Source organism: Brucella anthropi ATCC 49188, from assembly GCF_000017405.1.
GTDB lineage: Bacteria > Pseudomonadota > Alphaproteobacteria > Rhizobiales > Rhizobiaceae > Brucella > Brucella anthropi.
Genome location: NC_009668.1, coordinates 1684045 through 1704449 on the forward strand (window position 1 = coordinate 1684045; position 20405 = coordinate 1704449).

The window sequence follows — 20405 nt, forward strand, 5'->3', positions numbered from 1 at the left end:
GAAGGCCCCTTTTCTTTTGGTTTGTCATCGTTTGGATGGCGATCAGTTGGTTTCCGTGAACTTGGCCACCGTCAGGAAGGTAACGGCATTGCCGCTGAACTGGTTGGCGCGTTCGGTCGGCAGATTGCCACGCTGGAAACCTGCCGTGTAGACCATGGCCGGTGCGGAGCGCATCGCATCGTTGCGGAGAACCGGATTGGTCACCGGTATGGTGCTCGACACCGATTCCGTCGACATGGCGACTTCCGAAGTTGGCATTACCGCAGGCTGGACAACTGCACGCGGTTTGGACTGGGCCTTGGCTACATAACGCCCGCCCTTCGCGGTGGTACGAACACCAGTTTCTGCTGCCTTGCCAATCGCTGCGACCTGTTTATGGACTGCCGCAGAAGCAGTGGCTGTCGGCTTTGCCGGTGCCGTGCGGGCAACCGACGCTGTCTGCACAGCTGCTGGAGCCTGTTTTGGCGCAGCGTCTGCAACCGGCTTGCTGTCGTAATAATCGTCAGAAGGCGGTGCGATCAGTTCGCCGATCTCATCCCTCTTGGAAAGCAGGGCAAGCTGCGTGTTGGCACGCGGCGCTTCCTTCGGCAGCGGGAACGCTGCCGTTTCGCCCGGCTGCGGCACAGCCGCATTGCCTGCATCGGCAAGCTGCGTCGGTTCGGCCTGCTGGCTATTGACCAGCGCGGCAATCGCATCCTGACCGTTTGTGGCAGTGTTTTCACCCGGACGCGTCGGACGCGCTGACGGCACCACTGCAGCTGCAAGCTGCATATTATCCGTTTCAAGCTGCGGGCGAGCCGACGGGATTGGCACAAAACCATTCATCAGCGGCGAAGGCGTGCCAGCATCGGCAACCTGAACCGTATTCGCATCCACGGCGGCACGGGCGGCAGCTGCCGCATCGGCGGCAGGTTCGGCTGCGGCGAGTGCAACGGCATCCTGTGGCGCCATTGCGGGTTTGCGAGCCGGGATAGGAACGTTTAGTGCGGCGACCGGGACTTCGGCTGCGGCCTGTGCCTGTGCATCAAGGCCCGTTTCCGGACGCGGTGCCTGTACCGGAAGCGGAGCATCGCGGGCAGGCAGAGCAGCAACCATAGTTTCACGCGGCTGCTGGACCGGCTCTTCCGGAACCGCTGCCGGAGTCTGACGCGCAGGCGCTGCACGAGCTGGCCGTGCCGTGGCCGGCGGGGCGCTCACATCACCAGTGTCTTCTTCTTCGTCGGCACCGCCGCCAAACAGCGCACCGAACAGGCTCTTGCTGCGACGCGGCGCGGAATTGCTGGCCATCAAGATCTCGCCGCCACCGGCCTTGCGCTTCTCGATCATGGCCAATGCCTGCTCATAGCCCGGCAACGGCTTGCCGTCTGCGGGAAGGTGAGCGGTCTTGCCATCCGGGAAGAGTGCGAGCAGTTCGCGGCGGCTCATGCGCGGCCAGGAGCGAACATTGCCAACATCCATGTGGACGAATGGCGAGCCGGAACGCGGATAATAACCGACGCCACCGATCTGATAGCGCATGCCGATGCCGCGCAATTTTGCCAGAGGTACGCCAGGAATATAGAAGTCCATCGCTCGGCCGAGCATATGCTGGCTCTTCTTGGCAACGCCGGTCTTCGCGGAACGCGAGCGCAGCATGGCATTGGTGGCCGGTGAACGATAAGCGGAAACGACGGTGATATACTGGCTCGATCCAGTGGAGCGATAGACCTGCCAGACCAGATCGAACAGGCGCGGGTCCATCTTGGTCGGCTCGTTGCGGCGCCAGTCTCGCAGGAAAACGTTCAGCTTCTTCAAACCCTGGGCGTCAAAGCGACCGTTTCTCTTGAAGACGATTTCCGCTTTTTCACCGGTGTGAACGTAATAAAGCTTGAGAGAGCGGGTTTCAGCCGAAGCCTGCGAAGGAGACAGCGCCATGAGAACCGCAGCAGCGGCAAGGGCAGACGGAACGGACATAGATGCCTTCATCCCGGTCCAAACCTTCGCAAAGCGCGCTTTAATGGTCGATATGCTGTTCATCGAATCGTATCGCCTTACCGTTTTTCCGCCCCAGAAGCATTCTCCAGGCATCCCTCGGGACTTTCTTTGTGGTGCCACAAAAAGCCTGCGTCCCAGTTCCGCTCGAGCTCCGATTGTCGGATTTAATGGTTAATGGACGCTTAGTGAACAACAAATGAGGAAACACCATGGCAAAAAAGCCACACACGCGCATCTATTTTTGTCATGGTTAAAAAATTATTAACAGTCTTTAATCGGCAACAGTACCTGCCAGGCGTGACAGCCAATCTATTATAAACGACTAAAATTCAATTGGTTACGCAGAGTTTAATCAACTGGCAGCACGGTTGAAAGGGGTCGTTTCCCCCTCCTCATCGGCACCCGGTCCCTTGCCGGAAATCGACGTCACATCGATGCCATATTCCTTCAGCTTCCGGTAAAGTGTGGTTCTTCCAATGCCCAAACGACGAGCAACTTCACTGATTTGCCCGTCATAATGAGCAATCGCGAACCGGATCATTTCTTCTTCGGCTGCGGCAAGCGTGCGTACCTCGCCTGCCCCATCGATCCCGCTGAACAAGCCCGACTGACCACTCACCGTCGGATCGTGATCGACAAGGTTGAACCGAACCGATTGCTGCACTGCCCTTGCAGCCTCTGCCCCCGCACCGATCTGTGCGAAATCAGCTGCCGTCAGTTCGCCAGTCTCGCAGAGAAGGACGGCACGATAAACGGCATTTTTCAGCTCCCGCACATTGCCGGGCCAATGATAGGTCTTCAGCTTTTCCAGCGCATGGGTGGTGATGCCGGTGATATGCCCCATCCGTTCTTCACTGACATAGCGCATCATGAACTGATGCAGCAGGATCGGAATATCTTCCAGACGGTTGCGCAGCGGCGGCATAGCGACGGCAAAGGAGCCGAGCAGATGGTAAAGCCCTGCATGGAAACGCCCCATATCGACGAGATCCGCCAGAGGGCGGCTGTTCGATGCCATGATGCGGGCGTTGGACAACGTGCGCTCGCCTCCGCCGCCGGCCTCAAACTGGCCGGACTGCATGGCGGCAAAAAGCTTGATTTGCGTGTGGCGTGGCAGCGCACCCACCTCATCCAGAAAGAGCGTCCCACCATCGGCTTCCACGAGTTTTCCGAGGCTGCGGATGACATCATCCTCGCGGCGGTCGCGCCGTGCAGTCGAAACGCCGAAGAAAACTTCGTCGGCATTGTCGACGGTCAAGGTGCGGCAATCAACGGTCACGAAAGGGCCACGCCAGCGGGCACCGCCGCTGCAAATAGCGCGCGCCAGTGTTTCCTTGCCGCTGCCGGGCTCTCCTTCGATCAGAAGCGGTGCATCCAGCGCCGAGGCCCTACGTGCCAGAATGCTGACCCGCTCCATTTCCGGGCTTTTGATCGCCATGTCGGAAAGTGTCAGATGAGCTTTCAGGGATGAGCGGGCGCGGCGGATTTCCTGCGTCAGCGCATCGATCTTCAGAACATTGGAAACCGAAACCTGCACACGCTCGAAGGCGACCGGCTTGGTCACAAAATCGACCGCGCCCATTTTCATTGCCTGCAGAACCGGCTGGAGATCATCATTCTGAACGAGAACAATAACGGGAACATTATTTCCAGCTTCGCGCATCCGGCGCAAAACGGTCAGGCCATCCATGTCCGGCATCGATAGATCAAGCAGCATCAGGACGATGTCCTTACGCTGGCTTACGAAACCGAGTGCGCTTGCTCCACCGTCAGCAAGAATGGTCCGATAGCCCATGCGCATGACTATCGCTTCAAGATTGCGCCGATGAATCGGATCGTCATCCGCTATGAGTATGCGCGTGGCCATTAACAGCTATCATCAACCTATGGAGTTCCCACGCCCAAAATACTTAAACAGTTTAAATGTCTCATATTCCAGGCGCGTTATTTGGAGGCAAGCCTTCGTCGAATGCAAGGTACTAAATGTACCTAAGCGTCCCATTCACAAAAATTGTATCCTGAATCCACTTCCTGATTCAGGTATTTGCTTTTCTGCAATCTACCACGGGACAGGCCATCACAAAATTTCGAGGCGCTTTTCCCACCTCTTGGCGATCCTGGCAAGACATGCGAGAAGAGGCCTAGTAGAGCGGTTCCGGTTAACGCGGAATCGTGGAACCGCTCTATCTCTTTGTTTGTACGCATTATCCGACGAAAAACCGTTTCGCACTTTTTCTGGAAATGCTCTTGGAGAATGTTCATGACCCGCTTTTCAGAATCCGTTTCCTTCAACAAGGTTTTGCACGCACCGGCCAGTGATGCGGTTGCTGCCGAAACGACTGACCTCGGCAACCTGCCGGAATGGAATCTGGGCGATCTTTATCCGTCTGCGGACAGCGCAGAACTGAAAAACGATATCGAAAAGGCGATGAAGGACGCTGCAGCCTTCGAGGAACGCTGGAAAGGCAAGCTCGGCGACGAAGCAGCCAAGACCAATGGCGGCAATTTTGTCGATGCAATCAGGGAATTCGAGGCTCTCGATGAGCTGATGGGCCGTATCGGCTCCTTCGCGGGCCTCTACTATTATGGTGACACGTCCGACCCGAAGCGCATGAAGCTTTTCGGCGACGTACAGCAGAAGCTGACCGACGCCAGCACCCATCTCATTTTCTTCGGCCTTGAACTGAACCGCATCGAGGATGCAGTTCTCGAAAAGGCGATGAGCGACAATGCGGCCATTGGCCATTACCGCCCATGGCTGACCGATCTGCGTATGGACAAGCCGTACCAGCTTGATGACAAGCTGGAGCAGCTCTTCCATGAAAAGTCGATTACCGGCTACAGCGCCTGGAACCGGCTGTTCGATGAAACGATGTCAGGGCTTCGCTTTGAAATCGATGGCAAGGAACTCAGCATCGAGCCGACGCTGAACATGCTTCAGGACGCCGATGGGGCCGTGCGTAAAAAAGCCTCCGATGCACTGGCAAAGACTTTTGCCGCCAATCTGCGCACATTCACGCTGATCACCAACACGCTCGCCAAGGACAAGGAAATCTCCGATCGCTGGCGCGGTTTTCAGGATATTGCCGACAGCCGCCACCTTGCCAACCGCGTCGAGCGGGAAGTGGTGGACGCGCTGGCCAAGGCGGTGGAAGACGCCTATCCACGCCTTTCGCACCGTTATTATGCCCTGAAAGCCAAATGGCTCGGCCTCGAAAAGCTTGAAAACTGGGATCGCAACGCGCCGCTGCCGGAAACGCCGCAGGCGCTTATCTCGTGGGATGAAGCGCGTGAAACGGTGCTGTCCGCCTATGGCAATTTCGCGCCGGAAATGGCCGCAATCGCCAAGGATTTCTTCGACAAGAACTGGATTGACGCGCCGGTGCGCCCCGGCAAGGCGCCGGGCGCTTTCGCGCATCCGACCGTGCCGTCTGCGCATCCTTATGTGCTGCTCAACTATATGGGCAAGCCGCGCGATGTGATGACGCTTGCCCATGAGCTTGGTCACGGCGTGCATCAGATTCTGGCTGGCGGTCAGGGCGCGCTGATGGCCTCAACCCCGCTGACGCTCGCCGAAACCGCCTCGGTCTTCGGCGAAATGCTGACCTTCCGCTCGCTTTTGGAGCGGACGAAGGACAAGCGCGAACGCAAGGCCATGCTGGCCCAGAAGGCTGAAGACATGATCAATACGGTCGTGCGCCAGATAGCCTTCTACCAGTTCGAACGTCGCGTCCACACCGAGCGCCGCGAAGGCGAACTGACCGCAGAACGCATCGGCGAAATCTGGATGGATGTGCAGCGCGAAAGCCTTGGCGATGCCGTCAATCTCAATCCGGGTTACGAGACCTTCTGGACCTATATCCCCCACTTCATCCATTCACCGTTCTATGTCTATGCCTATGCTTTCGGCGATTGTCTGGTGAACTCGCTTTATGCGGTCTACCAGAACTCGGAAAAGGGCTTCCAGCAGAAATATTTCGACATGCTGAAGGCTGGCGGCACCAAGCACCACAAGGAATTGCTTGCGCCGTTCGGTCTGGATGCAAGCGATCCGGATTTCTGGAGCAAGGGCCTGTCAGTGATCGAAGGCATCATCGACGAGCTTGAAGCCATGGAAGACTGAGCACTTGCGTGACTCACCAAAGCAATAAGCCGCTTATCCTGTTCCGGGATGACAAGGCGGGCCGCGATGTGCTTTTCACGGCCCCCTCATCGATCATTCGCGCCGACACACCTGATGAATTTGAACCCGCATGGGATGCGATGCAGGCGGCCCATAATGCCGGAAAATGGCTTGCGGGTTATCTATCCTATGAAGCCGGCTATCTTCTCGAACCCAAGCTGAAGCCGTTGCTGCCAGAGGGACGCAATGCCCCGCTTCTCTGCTTCGGGGTGTTCGATGGCCCTTCCGACCAGTCTATGCACGGCCGCGGCGAAGACAATGCCACCTTTCTGCGCGATCCGGTCGCGCAATGGTCGTTTGACGACTATGCGCCCCGCTTCGAACGCTTGCATCAGCACTTGCGCGAAGGCGATTGCTATCAGGGCAACCTCACATTTCCGATCCATGCGGAATGGGGCGGCGATCCGCTGATCCTGTTCAACATGCTCGCAAAACGTCAGCCGGTTCGCTACGCGACCTATTGCGATCTTGGTGGACCGGTTGTCCTGTCGCGCTCGCCGGAACTTTTCTTTGAAGTCGACGGCGACGGGTGGATTGAAACCCATCCGATGAAAGGCACCATGCCCCGCGGTGCCACGCCTGAAGAAGACAAGCAGAACCGCCAGTTTCTGCTGAACGATCCGAAGAATCAGGCCGAAAACCGTATGATCGTTGATCTGCTTCGCAACGATATTTCGCTTGTCAGCGAAGTGGGATCGCTCGACGTGCCGGAACTCTTCCGCATCGAAACCTATCCCACCGTCCACCAGATGATCAGCCGCGTGCGGGCCAGACTGAAAGAAAACCTGCCGCTGCGCACGCTCTTTGCAGCCCTTTTCCCGTGCGGCTCGATCACCGGCGCACCAAAGATCAGCGCCATGGAAATCCTGCGTAAACTGGAGGCCGGGCCGCGCGACGTTTATTGCGGCTCGCTCGGCTGGATCGAGCCAAGCGGGCGGATGCGTTTCAACGTTGCCATTCGCACGATCTCGCTTCTCGATGAAAATCGTGCGATCTTCAACGTCGGGGGTGGCGTGGTCTTCGATTCCACGGCGCAAGCGGAGTACGAGGAATGTCTTCTGAAAGCACGGTTCGCGGCACTGTCGAGCCACACGGGGCGCAGGCTGTGATCATGGAGCCGGATTATCAGCTGATCGAAACCATGCGCTGGGAGCCGCTCTCGGGCGTTTTACGCTTCGATTTGCATATGGCGCGTCTCGAAAATTCCGCCCGTGAACTCGGTTTTTCCTGCAATATGGAAGCTGTCCGGCAGAAGGTTTCAGAAAGCGGAACCGGTGAGCAGGCCCTGAAGGTGCGGCTGACACTTGCGCCCGATGGCGTGACCACTGTCTCGACCATGCCTTTTGAACCACTCTCCTGCCAGACGATCTGGCGAATCGCGATTGCCCGCACGCACCTTGATCACAATGATACTCTGTTGCGCCACAAGACGACGCGACGGCAGGCCTATATCGCAGCACGCGAAGAGTATTCAACGGCAGAGATCGACGAAGTCATCCTGCTCAATGATCGCGGCGAAGTCTGTGAGGGAACCATTACGTCGATATTTCTCGATGTAGGCGGCACGACCTGCACGACGCCCGCCCTGTCATGCGGCCTCCTCGACGGGGTTCTGCGCCGTGAATTGCTGAACAACAATGTTGTCGAAGAGGGTATCGTTACCGTCGAAACGCTCAAAAATGCGCGCAACATTCTCGTCGGCAATTCGCTGCGCGGCATGATCCGGGCACAGCTGATCGAGGCTTAAAAAGCCAATCCGCATTAAACATGTATTGATGTCATAGGCTTGTGACGTTTCTTTCTTTCTATGAAGTTGTGTTATCGTTCCCGCGCATAAGCTAAATCGGGCTAAGGATAACCCAACACCGCAATTCTGCGGCACCTCAGAGGAAGAAAATGGCGAAAGCGAAATGGCAAGTCTATGGCGAGATAACCGGCCCCGTCATCATGATCGGCTTTGGGTCGATCGGGCGCGGTACCCTGCCGCTGATTGAACGTCATTTCAAATTCGACAAGTCGCGCATGGTCGTTATCGATCCGAGCGAAGCCAATCGCAAAATCCTCGATGACAAGGGCATCCGCTTCATCAAGGAAGCAATCACCAAGGACAATTACAAGAAGGTTCTTGGACCTCTCTTGAAAGAAACGGAAGGCCAGCCTTTCATCGTCAATCTTTCGGTCGATACCGGATCACTCGATCTGATGCGTTACGCCCGAGAGCATGGCGCGCTTTATATCGACACCGTGGTGGAACCCTGGCTCGGCTTCTATTTCGATGAAGAAGCTGACAATGCCTCGCGCACCAATTATGCGCTGCGCGAAACGGTGCGCGCTGAAAAGCGCAAGAATCCCGGTGGCACGACCGCGGTTTCCTGCTGCGGCGCCAATCCGGGCATGGTCTCGTGGTTCGTCAAGAAAGCGCTCGTCGATCTTGCGACTGAACTGAAGCTCGATTTCACCGAACCGGCAGCGGATGATCGCCACGGCTGGGCGAAACTGATGAAAAAAGCCGGCGTCAGGGGTATCCACATCGCCGAACGCGATACTCAACGCGCAAAAGAGCCGAAACCTTTCAACACATTCTGGAATACATGGTCCGTCGAAGGGTTCATCGCCGAAGGCCTGCAACCGGCAGAGCTTGGCTGGGGCAGCCATGAAAAATGGATGCCCAAGAATGCCCGCAAGCAGAAGAAGGGCAACAAGGCCGCAATTTTCCTTGAACAGCCGGGCGGCAATACCCGTATTCGTACCTGGTGTCCGACGCTCGGCGCGCAATATGGCTTGCTCGTCACCCACAATGAAGCGATCTCCATCGCCGATTTTTTCACGCTGCGCGACAAGAAGGGCAAGCTTGATTTCCGCCTGACCTGTCACTACGCCTATCACCCGAGCAATGACGCCATTCTGGCCCTTGACGAAATGTTCGGCGCGAGCGGCAAGGCGCAACCCGTGCAGCACGTTCTGGAAGAGCATGAAATTCTGGACGGCAGCGATGAACTTGGCGTGCTGCTCTATGGCCACGACAAGAATGCCTATTGGTACGGCTCGCAGTTGACCGTAGAGGAAGCGCGCAAACTTGCGCCTTATCAGAACGCGACTGGCCTGCAGGTTTCCTCAGCCGTTCTGGCGGGCATGGTCTGGGCGCTGGAAAATCCGCGCAGCGGCATCGTCGAGACCGACGAGATGGATTACCGCCGTTGCCTTGAAGTCCAGATGCAATATCTGGGTCCGTTGAACGGCTATTACACTGACTGGACACCGCTGGAAGGTCGCGGCCATCTGTTCAAGGAAGACCTCGATACCAAGGATCCGTGGCAATTCCGGAATATTCTGGTTCGCTAATCAAGCTGGCCCGGCTTCGACCGGGCCATTCCATGAGGAATATGTGCGTTTATCGATATTTGCCCGCAATACGATAAAGCTGGCTGTAAGCCGGTTTCCTGATCTGATGGCTCTGATCTGCGGACTTCTGGTCTTGCCCTGGATTCTAGGTGTGCCGGGGCATCCCAGCCAGACGGTGCAGTTTGGATGGACGATCGGGCTAATCTCGATTGTCCTCTATCTCGCTCTCTACCAGTTAACGAAATCCATTGCCTCCATGGTCTCGTTCAAGAACAATACTGCGCTCAAGCACTATCTTCGTCGCGCACTTTCAGCGTCGTCGGTGATCGTCGCCGTCATGATGTTTATATCGGCAATGCTGATTTTCGGGTCGTGACAGCGAAACGGAAAGATCGGGCACAGCCTTCCACTCTGCGCGGCGATCTTGCATCATTGTCAACAAATCGACAAACGGAGGCCCATTCCTCACAATGAGGGCTTGTTTTCGTGCAAGTTTCAATACATCAAACTAACCATCCCCGAGCGGTTCCAATCGGCACGGAATCGTTGAAGCCGCTCTAAATACTTGGTTTTACGCATTTCAGACGCCAGCCATTTCGCAGTTCTGGCCCGAAAATGCTTTAATGGAGAGCATGGATATGAAACGCTTCCGCATCATTGCCCCTCTTGCAGTCATGTCGCTGGCGTTGGCCGCGTGTGAAACGACTGGCCCGGTCGGCGGCAATGTCCCGACCGTATCCCGCGCCCCTGCCGGCATCGAAGGCAGCTGGGTCGATCCAAACGGCATCGTCTCGTCGTTCAACGGCGGCATTTTCGAGACCCGCTCCACTGACACAAACGAAAAGCTTGCCGAAGGCAACTACCGTTACCAGTCGCCGCAGCTTGTCGAGATCGACATGCGTTCCATCGTGCGCGGCACATCGTCAAAAGTGAACTGCGCACTTGTTTCTCCGACGCAGCTCAACTGCACGTCGTCGTCGGGTTCGCGCTTCTCCCTGACACGGCGCGCGGCAGCATAAGCACCCGATATCTTGCGTAAGTTTCAAATATTTACGGCGCGAAAAACATTCGCGCCGATAGAATTGCGCCAGCGGCAATTGTCAGGATTGTAATTTGTCTTTTTTTCTCTAGTTTTCCGGCTGAACAGGAGTCGGAAGATGAGTGAGATGGATAAAGTGCAGGAGAAGCCCAGCCAGACAACCAAAACTGAGGTGCAGGCAAAACTGCCCAAGGTCGGTGTTCTGCTGGTCAATCTCGGCACACCGGATGGCACGAGTTACGGCCCGATGCGCCGCTATCTGGCCGAGTTTCTCTCGGATCGCCGCGTCATCGAATGGCCGCGTCTTATCTGGTATCCGATCCTTTACGGCATCGTTCTCAACACTCGCCCGAAGCGTTCCGGCAAGCTTTACGACCGCATCTGGAACCGCGAGAAAAACGAATCTCCGCTGCGGACCTATACGCGCGCGCAGGGCGAGAAGCTTGCCACGGCGCTTGCCGACTATCCGAATGTGGTCGTGGACTGGGCAATGCGCTATGGCCAGCCCTCCATTGAAAGCGTGACCGACCGCCTGCTGCAGCAAGGTTGCGAGCGGATCGTCATGTTCCCCCTCTATCCGCAATATTCGGCAACGACGACAGCGACGGTGAACGACAAGTTCTTCGAAGCGCTCATGAAAAAGCGCTTCCAGCCAGCGGTGCGCATCGTCCCGTCTTACGAGACGGAACCCGTTTACATCGAAGCACTGGCCCGCTCCATCGAGAAGCATCTGGAAACACTTTCCTTCAAGCCGGAAGTGGTCCTCGCATCCTATCATGGCATTCCGAAAAGCTATTCGGACAAGGGCGACCCCTACCGCCAGCAATGTCTTGAAACATCGCGCTTGCTGCAGGCCCGGCTGGGCCTTGATGACAGCCAGTTTCGCTCCACATTCCAGTCGCGCTTCGGCCCGGAAGAATGGCTCCAGCCTTATACCGACGAAACGGTGGAAGAACTGGCCAAGCACGGGGTCAAGTCGATGGCCGTTCTCAATCCGGGTTTCGTGGCCGACTGTCTGGAAACAGTGGACGAGATCGGCAATGAGGCTGCTGAAGAATTTCTGGAAAACGGCGGCGAGAGTTTCAGCCATATTCCGTGTCTCAACGACAGCGAAGACGGCATGAAGGTCATCGAGACACTGGTGCGCCGCGAATTGCAGGGATGGGTGTAAGGCAATAGGCGATTAGGGCAGTATGTTTGCCGCGCTAAAGCATCTATTGTCATATTGCCCTACTGCCTTAATGCCTTAAAAGGGAAACAATCAATGACCGGTTTCGATATCACGCTGCTCATTCTGGCCGCACTGGTTCTGGCAACGCTGTTTGCCGGTATCAAGACCGTGCCGCAGGGGTTCAACTACACAGTCGAGCGGTTCGGACGCTATACGCGCACCCTCAATCCCGGCCTCAATCTGATCGTGCCATTTTTTGACCGCATCGGCGCGCGCCTCAACATGATGGAGCAGGTGCTTGATGTGCCGACGCAGGAGGTCATCACCCGTGACAACGCCATTGTCGGCGTTGACGGCGTGGCTTTCTATCAGGTGCTGAACGCAGCACAGGCAGCCTATCAGGTCGCGAACCTGCAATATGCGATCCTCAATCTCACCATGACCAACATCCGTACCGTCATGGGTTCGATGGATCTCGACGAGCTGTTGTCGAACCGCGATGCGATCAATGATCGTCTGTTACGGGTCGTCGACGAAGCTGCCCATCCGTGGGGCCTCAAAATGACCCGCGTGGAAATCAAGGATATCAATCCGCCGGAAGATATCGTCACCTCGATGGCGCGCCAGATGAAGGCAGAGCGTGACAAGCGCGCGCAGGTTCTTGAAGCCGAGGGCGACCGCAACGCGCAGATTTTGCGCGCCGAGGGTCAGAAGCAGTCACAGATTCTCGAAGCTGAAGGCAAGCTGGAAGCGGCCAAGCGCGAGGCAGAGGCACGCGAGCGCCTCGCGGAAGCCGAAGCGAAAGCCACCACCATGGTTTCCGATGCCGTTGCCAACGGCAATGTGCAGGCGCTTAACTACTTCGTTGCGCAGAAATATACGGAAGCTCTCAGCAATATTGCCAGCGCCAAGAACCAAAAGGTCGTGCTGATGCCGCTTGAGGCGAGTGCCCTTATCGGCTCGCTCGGCGGCATTGGTGCAATTGCCAAGGAAGTCTTTGGTGATGGCAGCAGGCCGGTAGACCCGGCACCGCAGCCGCCGACCCCTTCCCGCCCGCGCAGCGTTCCGTCCGCAGGGCGCTAAAGCTGCTCAAAAAAGAAGAGAGGGCGCCATGATAATTGAATATCTGTCCGGTCTCGGCATATGGAACTGGCTTGTTTTCGGGCTGATCCTGCTCATTCTGGAAATCTCGGCACCCGGCTTCTTCTTCATCTGGTTCGGGCTTGCAGCACTTGTAACCGGTGCGCTCGCCTTTCTCTTGTCTTCGACGACAGGGTTTGGCTGGCAGTTTCAGACGGTTGTGTTTCTGGTTCTGGCCGTCATTTTCGTGCTGGTGGGGCGTCGCTTTTTTGGCTCACGCAGCACCGATGCCGACGAGCCCTTACTCAATCGTCGCGGCGAGCAGCTGGTCGGCCAGCGCGCGACATTGACCGAACCGATCATCAATGGTCGCGGGCGTATCCGTATCAACGATACGATGTGGCGCGTGAAAGGCCCTGATCTGCCAACCGGAACAGAAGTCCGCGTTGTGGCTTTTGATCCGGTCTCGCTGGAGATTGAAGTGGCAGAATAAGGCAGTAGGGCAATATATCTGCCCTACAAAACATAATGCCTCAATGCCCTATCAAGCAGCGCCGATCCGCAGCAGGTCGTGGAAATGCACGAGCCCGATCGGGCGCCCGGCCTCGGTGACGATCAGTGCGCCGATGTGATTTTCATTGATGGTGTTGAGTGCCGCCGTCGCCAGCATGTTCTGGTCGACCGTCTTGGGCTTGCGTGTCATGACGTCGTCAACTGCCAAAGCCGCAAGGTTTCGGCTCAGATTGCGCGATATATCGCCGTCTGTGACGATGCCTGCCAGATCACCACCACCGTCGACAACCACAACACACCCAAAACTCTTCTGCGCCAGAACCTTCATCGCGTCCGGCAGAGAGGTGCCCACTTCCACCAGCGGGAGGCGTTCGCCGCGATGCATGATATCGCGGATATGGATAAGACTTGCCCCCAACGAACCACCGGGATGAAATGTCTTGAAGTCACTCGGGGTGAAGCCGCGCGCTTCCAGAAGTGCTATTGCCAGCGCATCACCGATGGCAAGCTGCATCATGGTTGAGGTCGTGGGCGCCAGACCATGCGGGCAGGCCTCGGCAGTTTTCGGCAAGAGCAGCACGACATCCGCAGCACGACCAAGCGCAGAATCCTCACGTGAGGTAATCGCGATCAATGGAATGCGGAAGCGCTGCGAATAATTGACGATCCCCTTCAATTCTGCCGTTTCACCCGACCATGAGATGGCCAAAATAACATCGTCGCGGTCGATCATGCCGAGATCGCCGTGATTGGCTTCCGCCGAATGAACGAAGAATGCCGAAGTACCGGTCGAGGCAAAAGTAGCAGCGAGCTTGGAGCCGATATGACCGCTCTTGCCGACGCCCGTAACGACCAGACGTCCGCGCGAGGCGACGATACGCTTCACCGCTTCGACAAAGGGGCCGGAAAGGCCGTCATTCAGCGCTTCTTCAAGCGCTGCGAGGCCCGCATTTTCGGTCTTTATGGTGCGCAGCGCCGAAGCAATAGTCGCTTCCGCATCTGCCGGAGGGATGATCTGATCGAGCTTTTCCATGGCGGCAAGGGTTAACTTTTTCACAGTCGGTTGTCCAAACATTTGTGCAGCGAGCATCGCCATGAATTCAGCCGCAGCAACCAAGAATTAACCATGTGCCTTTACCGTTCATCTACCACGTTGCGACGGTTTGAAAACACGACATGCTATTTGCCAAGACCCCTTCTGGCGGTTCGACGCCCATTGCCCGCAGGCTGCAATGCCTGTTTTTGTCGGGCGTGGCGATAGCAATCTGGCATGGTTCTGCATTTGCTCAGGAAGCCTATCTGCGCGGAAGCGTTGCCGAGGACGTGCTTTCAGCCTCCTCGCCGGAAACGCTCGCAAATCGCGGGCTTGCCGCGCCCGGATATGATGACGGCGCCAGCGAGACGACCGACGACAGTTATACCCCGCCTGAAAACACGACAGCGGCAGACCCGACCACCACAACACAAACCGCTCCGACCGTTCCCGTGCCGCAGGACCGTCAGCCGCTTCGACCCGACAATATTCGTGTTGGCTCGGTCGATACCGACGCAAGCGACGAAACGGGCCGGGCACAGCGCGAAAATCTCCGGCAATCGCCCGAGCAGGGCCGAAGCTTCACGCAGGAAACCGACCCGTTCGCGCCGGTCGGCATTCGCACCGGTTCGTTCATCCTGCGACCGTCGCTGGAACAGGGTATCCGTGTCACGACCAACGGCGACAACAGCGCAAGCGGTTCCAGCGCCGTTCTCAACGAAACCACGTTGCGGCTCAATGCACAGTCGGACTGGGCGCGCCATCAGGCAACACTCGATGCTTCGGGCACATGGGCCAAGTCCATTTCGGGCGAAGACGTTTCCGAACCGCAGGTCGATATTCAGGGCAAACTGCGTTTCGATCTCGGTGACCAGACGACCGTCAACACTGGCGCAGGCTATCGGCTGCGCCGCGAAAGCGCGTCAAGCCCGAACGGGGTCGTCGGCGCATTGCAACGGCCTCTGGTTCACACACTCAATGGAAGCCTCGGCGTCGAACGAGACATGGGGCTGATCTTCGGCAGCGCAACCGGACGGGTCGAGCACAATATTTATGGCGATGCGGAATTGTCCTCCGGCGGCACGGTCAGCCAGAAGGATCGCGACAACACCTATGCCAGCATTACGCTGCGCGGCGGCTTCAGCCTGTCCCCGGCAATCAAGCCCTTCACTGAAGTTGAGCTGGGCAAGCGCATCTTCGACGAGAAGGTAGACAGCAACGGCTATGAACGCAGCGGATCACAATTTGCCCTGCGCGGCGGTATGATGCTGGATATGGGCGAGAAGCTGAACGGCGAATTCGCCGCCGGTTACATGCGCGCCAACAGCGATGATTCTCGTCTTGGCGACATCAGCGGACCGTCGATCAATGCAGCGCTCAACTGGTCACCGCTGCGCGGAACCGATGTGAGCCTCTATGCGCAGACAATGGTCGATACTTCGACCACGCCCGGCATTGCAGGGTCGCTCCTGCATTTTGCCAGCCTCGATGTGACGCACCGCATACGTTCAGACCTGAGCCTCAACGGCAGGCTCGACGCGAATATCCGGCAGAACAAGGATGGCACCGGAACCGATTACACGATCGGTGCGCAGATCGGGGCAACCTACTGGATCAACCGGTTTGTCGGGCTGGATGCGCGCCTGCGTCACGAATTCCTGACAAGCAAGATTTCCGATCGCGAATATACCGCCGACAGCGTCTATCTCGGCGTGAAGGTGCAGCGCTAGAGCATGTCTCCCGAAAGTGGGATCCGGTTTCGGGATAAAGACATGATTAAAAACAAACAGATAGAGCATTTCCAATGATTCAATTAAAACAGGAAATGCTCTAGTGTGGAGATAAAACGGCATCCCTTTCGGGATGCCGTTTTATCGTGAGTTTAAGCGAGCCAGAACAGAATACACGCCATGCCGAAGCCCAGAAGCCCGATAAGGGTTTCCAGAACCGTCCAGGTTTTCAGCGTTGTCTTGACGTCCATATTGAAGAAACGACCGACGAGCCAGAAACCGGAATCGTTGACGTGGGAGAGCATGACCGACCCTGCAGCAAGGGCGATCACCACCGCGGCGGTCTCAAGCCCGTGATATCCGGCAGCCTGAACGGCAGGCTGGATAAGCCCGGCAGCCGTTATCAGCGCTACCGTTGCCGACCCCTGTGCTACGCGCAAAATCGTTGCGATCAGGAAGCCTGCCACGATGACAGGCAGTCCTGTATCGGCGAACGCATTTGACAAGGCGTCACCAATGCCGGAAGCACGCAGAACACCGCCAAACATGCCGCCTGCGCCCGTAATCAGGATGATGGAACACACCGGACCGAGCGCCGAATCGAGAATGCGTTCGACGCTGGCTGCATCTCTGCCGCGCCGTGGCCCAAGCACATAGGATGCCACCAGCACTGAAATCAGGAGAGCAACCGGCGTCGATCCGATCATTCGCGCCAGCTGATACCAGTTTGCATCAGCACTGACCCAGCCTTGCGCGCGGGCAAAATCGAGCCCCGTATTGATGAAGATCAGAACCAGCGGCAGCAGAAGCAGCAACATGACCAAGCCGGAACTCGGGGGATTGACAGCTTCTTCTCCGTTTTTCCCGGCATCAAAACTATCGGGGATCGGAAGTACGATCTTCTTGCCGATCCATGCACCAAAAAGGTGCCCGGCAATGAACCAGACAGGTATGACGACCACGATCCCGACGAGGATGAGAAGCCCCACATCTGCACCCAGAAGCTCGGATGCGGCCACCGGGCCCGGATGCGGCGGCACAAAAACATGCATCACCGAAAAGGCCGCTGCGACCGGAATACCGTAGAGAAGCAAGCTTCCTTTCAGGCGCCGTGCGACGGTGAAGACCACGGGAAGCATCACGACCAATCCCGCATCGAAGAAGATGGGGAAGCCGAAGATGAGCGACGCGATGCCAAGCGCCATGGGCGCGCGCTTTTCGCCGAACCGTCGGATGAGATCGTCGGCAAGCGCCTGGGCGCCACCGGATATTTCAAGCAACCGGCCCAGCATTGCGCCAAGACCGACCAGAAGTGCCACCCCGCCAAGGGTTGACCCGAAGGCGGAAGTGATTGTCGTCAGAATATTGCCTGCCGGGATGCCGGTCGCGAGCGCCGTCAAGAGGCTGACGATTATAAGCGCTACGAAGGCATGGACACGAAACCGGATGATGAGCAAAAGCAATAATAGAACAGCGCCCACCGCTATCGAGATGAGCGCGCCTGCACCCATCGTCTGCTGGAATTCCTGCATGCTTTATTCCTTATGAGGGGGGAGGAACCTGTTGGACCGATTGCACCCAAAAGATGTTTCACACTTTTTTGGGTACGTACTAGGCCAAAAGCCTATTGTCATTGTCAAAAAAAGCAAGTTTCACGGAAATAATACCCGCGACCATAAAAAAACGCCCCCTTTGCAGGGGGCGTGACCAGAGATTTGACTGGTTATATCAGGCTGGTTTGATGGTGTTCAGCAGATTGCCGATCGAGCTTTCGACCGAAGGCCGAATGTCGTTGCGCCACAACGCGAAGGCAACGTTGGCTTCGATGAAACCAGCCTTGGAGCCGCAGTCGAATGTCAGGCCCTGATAATCGAAGCCGAAGAATTTCTGTGCGTCGGCAAGCTTCAGCATGGCATCCGTCAACTGGATTTCGTTGCCAGCGCCCTTTTCCTGCTTGCTCAGAAGTTCGAAGATTTCCGGCTGCAGGATATAGCGACCATTGATGTAAAGATTGGAAGGCGCCGTGCCCTTGGCAGGTTTTTCAACCATCTGCGTGATTTCGAAACCGCTGCCGATGGCTTCGCCCTTGCCGACGATACCGTATTTATGCGCTTCTTCCGGGTCGCATTCCTGCACGGCGATGACGTTGCCGCCGGTCTTTTCGTAAAGCTCAACCATCTCCTTCAGGCAGCCCTTCTTCGACTGCATGACCATATCTGGCAGCAGGAGAGCAAAGGGCTCATCACCGACGAGCTCACGAGCGCACCAGACTGCATGGCCAAGACCGAGCGGCACCTGCTGGCGGGTGAAGCTTGTCGTTCCCGGCTGCGGCTGGATATCCTGAAGATGCTCCAGTTCCGCCTTCTTGCCGCGCTCTGCGAGCGTGGAATAAAGCTCAACCTGCGCATCGAAATAGTCTTCGATGACCGCCTTGTTGCGCCCGGTGACGAAAATCAGATGTTCGATACCAGCTTCGCGCGCCTCATCGACCACATACTGAATGACGGGCTTGTCGACGACCGTCAGCATTTCTTTGGGGATGGATTTGGTGGCGGGCAGGAAGCGGGTGCCAAGACCTGCAACAGGGAACACGGCCTTGCGAATTTTTCGGATCGAACTCATTCCTCTCCTCGATTTCACTATTTCAGATTTACTATCAAAGCATTGAAACGACTGAATTTCAAATAAGGCCTTTTCATTAAAGAACGACGAAATTGCGTGACCCATCCCATCACATTCAATGACCCGACCTTAATGTTGCTTGATTCAAAAATTTTTCGAAACTTTAGCGAATTTTAAAGCAAGGCCGCGATGGTAAACCAATTGCTAACCGACAGGTTCTAAATTGAACGTTCAACGGTTCGATCCGGAATTTTCTGCTGGCTCAAATTCAACACAGGATGGTATTAATTGAATAATGCAATCCGGAACGGGCAGAATCCAGGTCGAAGGGAAACGCGCCGGTATCGGCTAAATTTGATTGCAGAAGGGAAACACAGAATGCTGCGATTTCCATTCACGGTGGGCCAGACGATGAAGCTGAAAGCAGCTGCAACGGTTGCGATAGCTGTGCTCGCCTCAACGCTGACGACCGGTTCCGCACTGGCTGATGCGAAATTTCGCCAATGGGTCGCCAGTTTTCGCCCTGTCGCCATAAATGCAGGTGTTTCGCCTTCCACGTTCGACCGCGCATTTCGCGGCGTGGATGCGCCAGACCCGGTCGTGCTGCAGAAGGCCCGCTATCAGCCCGAATTCACCGAACCGGTCTGGAACTACGTCGATAACCGCGTAAACGAACATTCCGTTTCAGTCGGCCAGAACATGGCGCGCAAATGGGGTCCGTGGCTCCAGCGCATCGAACAGCGTTTCTCGGTCGATCGCAATATCCTGCTCGCCATCTGGTCGATGGAAAGCAATTACGGCGAAATTCTCAAGCGTGATGACGTTATGCGCGATGCCGTCCGTTCGCTGGCAACGCTTGCCTATGCAGACCAGCGTCGCGCCAAATATGGCCGCACACAGCTGATTGCTGCAATGAAGATTCTCCAGACCGGCGATATTGACCGCGGCCATCTTTCCGGTTCCTGGGCCGGCGCGCTCGGCCACACACAATTCATCCCGACGAGCTATCAGGCCTATGCCGTCGATATGGATGGCAATGGCAAGCGTGACATCTGGAATTCGATCCCCGATGCGCTGGGTACAGCGGCCAACCTCCTGCATCGCAATGGCTGGCAGCCGGGCCGTAGCTGGGGTTACGAAGTAGCCTTGCCACAAGGACGCAAGTTCCCTTCCGGCTCACTCTCGATTGCCGAATGGCAGAAGATCGGTCTCGTTCGTGCCAACGGACGCGCCTTCCCCGATCCGAGCGAAAAAGCAACGCTGAAAGTGCCGGATGGTCGTCAGGGGCCCGCCTTCCTGATGACAAAGAATTTCTTCGTCTTGAAGCGCTATAACAACGCCGACAAATACGCACTTGCTGTCGGCCTGCTTGCCGATCGCATCGGCGGCTATCAGGGACTTCGTCAGGACTGGAATCGCCCATTCACGCCGATTACCATGGACGAGAGGCAGGAATTGCAAACGCATCTGAAAGCGCTCGGCTATTATGACGGCAATATTGATGGCAAGATCGGCTCCACTTCGCGGGCGGCCATCGAAGCCTTCCAGCAGCGCAACGGACTTCAGCCGGACGGTCATCCGAGCAAAGAAGTTCTGTCGGTCCTGCGCCGTCGCTAGACTGTCGGGTAAATTATCGAATGGGGCGCGCTTCTGATCAAGTGCGCCCCATTTTGTTTTTCCAAGCAGCCAAGCTAATATAAAGGCCATGAAGGCAAGAC

Annotated in this window: 16 protein-coding genes; 11 read left to right on the forward strand and 5 right to left on the reverse strand. The window is 56.7% G+C overall.

Annotated features, from left to right (window positions below):
- Positions 1-42: 42 nt before the first annotated feature.
- Positions 43-1965 (reverse strand): peptidoglycan L,D-endopeptidase MepK, encoded by a 1923-nt coding sequence (locus tag OANT_RS21955; protein WP_373366459.1) that lies wholly within the window; start codon positions 1963-1965, stop codon positions 43-45.
- A gap of 361 nt (positions 1966-2326) precedes the next feature.
- The gene (locus tag OANT_RS21960) at positions 2327-3841 is read right to left on the reverse strand and encodes a sigma-54-dependent transcriptional regulator (RefSeq protein WP_012093551.1); all 1515 of its coding nucleotides are present in this window, start codon (positions 3839-3841) and stop codon (positions 2327-2329) included.
- Positions 3842-4234: 393 nt separating this feature from the next.
- Here OANT_RS21960 and OANT_RS21970 point away from each other — a divergent pair, with 393 nt between their 5' ends.
- The 9 genes from OANT_RS21970 to OANT_RS22010 all read left to right on the forward strand — a co-directional run bounded on the left by OANT_RS21970 (position 4235) and on the right by OANT_RS22010 (position 13282).
- Positions 4235-6097 carry a M3 family oligoendopeptidase gene (locus OANT_RS21970; protein WP_012093553.1) on the forward strand — a complete coding sequence of 621 codons (1863 nt, stop codon included), beginning with the start codon at positions 4235-4237 and terminating at the stop codon, positions 6095-6097.
- A gap of 8 nt (positions 6098-6105) precedes the next feature.
- Positions 6106-7266 (forward strand): aminodeoxychorismate synthase component I, encoded by a 1161-nt coding sequence (locus OANT_RS21975; RefSeq protein ID WP_012093554.1) that lies wholly within the window; start codon positions 6106-6108, stop codon positions 7264-7266.
- Complete coding sequence (locus tag OANT_RS21980; protein ID WP_040128554.1) at positions 7209-7904, forward strand: aminotransferase class IV family protein; 696 nt, start codon at positions 7209-7211, stop codon at positions 7902-7904. The genes OANT_RS21975 and OANT_RS21980 overlap by 58 nt, the downstream gene beginning before the upstream one ends.
- Before the next feature lie 149 nt (positions 7905-8053).
- Positions 8054-9499: a homospermidine synthase gene (locus tag OANT_RS21985; protein WP_012093556.1), complete on the forward strand. Its 1446-nt coding sequence runs from the start codon at positions 8054-8056 to the stop codon at positions 9497-9499.
- Positions 9500-9542: 43 nt separating this feature from the next.
- Positions 9543-9875, forward strand: a complete 333-nt coding sequence (locus tag OANT_RS21990; RefSeq protein WP_012093557.1) for a hypothetical protein — start codon at positions 9543-9545, stop codon at positions 9873-9875.
- Between the two features lie 262 nt (positions 9876-10137).
- Entirely contained in the window at positions 10138-10518 is a 381-nt protein-coding gene (omp10, locus tag OANT_RS21995) for an outer membrane lipoprotein Omp10 (protein ID WP_010660674.1), read from the forward strand.
- Positions 10519-10656: 138 nt separating this feature from the next.
- Positions 10657-11709, forward strand: coding sequence for a ferrochelatase (gene hemH, locus OANT_RS22000; RefSeq protein WP_012093558.1), 1053 nt, complete (start codon positions 10657-10659; stop codon positions 11707-11709).
- A 93-nt stretch (positions 11710-11802) separates the two neighbouring features.
- Positions 11803-12792, forward strand: a complete 990-nt coding sequence (locus tag OANT_RS22005; protein ID WP_010660672.1) for an SPFH domain-containing protein — start codon at positions 11803-11805, stop codon at positions 12790-12792.
- 28 nt (positions 12793-12820) lie between these two features.
- Positions 12821-13282, forward strand: coding sequence for an NfeD family protein (locus OANT_RS22010; RefSeq protein ID WP_012093559.1), 462 nt, complete (start codon positions 12821-12823; stop codon positions 13280-13282).
- A gap of 51 nt (positions 13283-13333) precedes the next feature.
- Here OANT_RS22010 and OANT_RS22015 read toward each other — a convergent pair whose 3' ends face one another.
- On the reverse strand, positions 13334-14335 hold the full coding sequence (locus tag OANT_RS22015) for a KpsF/GutQ family sugar-phosphate isomerase (protein WP_029929782.1): 1002 nt from the start codon (positions 14333-14335) through the stop codon (positions 13334-13336).
- A 143-nt stretch (positions 14336-14478) separates the two neighbouring features.
- Here OANT_RS22015 and OANT_RS22020 point away from each other — a divergent pair, with 143 nt between their 5' ends.
- Positions 14479-16065, forward strand: coding sequence for an outer membrane beta-barrel protein (locus OANT_RS22020; protein WP_012093561.1), 1587 nt, complete (start codon positions 14479-14481; stop codon positions 16063-16065).
- A 152-nt stretch (positions 16066-16217) separates the two neighbouring features.
- On the opposite strand, the gene OANT_RS22025 is transcribed toward OANT_RS22020, so the two are convergent.
- Positions 16218-17597 (reverse strand): GntP family permease, encoded by a 1380-nt coding sequence (locus tag OANT_RS22025; protein WP_010660668.1) that lies wholly within the window; start codon positions 17595-17597, stop codon positions 16218-16220.
- A 196-nt stretch (positions 17598-17793) separates the two neighbouring features.
- Positions 17794-18687 (reverse strand): UTP--glucose-1-phosphate uridylyltransferase GalU, encoded by an 894-nt coding sequence (galU, locus tag OANT_RS22030; protein WP_012093562.1) that lies wholly within the window; start codon positions 18685-18687, stop codon positions 17794-17796.
- Positions 18688-19065: 378 nt separating this feature from the next.
- Between galU and OANT_RS22035 the strand changes: the two genes are divergently transcribed.
- Entirely contained in the window at positions 19066-20304 is a 1239-nt protein-coding gene (locus tag OANT_RS22035) for a lytic murein transglycosylase (protein WP_012093563.1), read from the forward strand.
- The last annotated feature ends 101 nt before the right edge of the window (positions 20305-20405 follow it).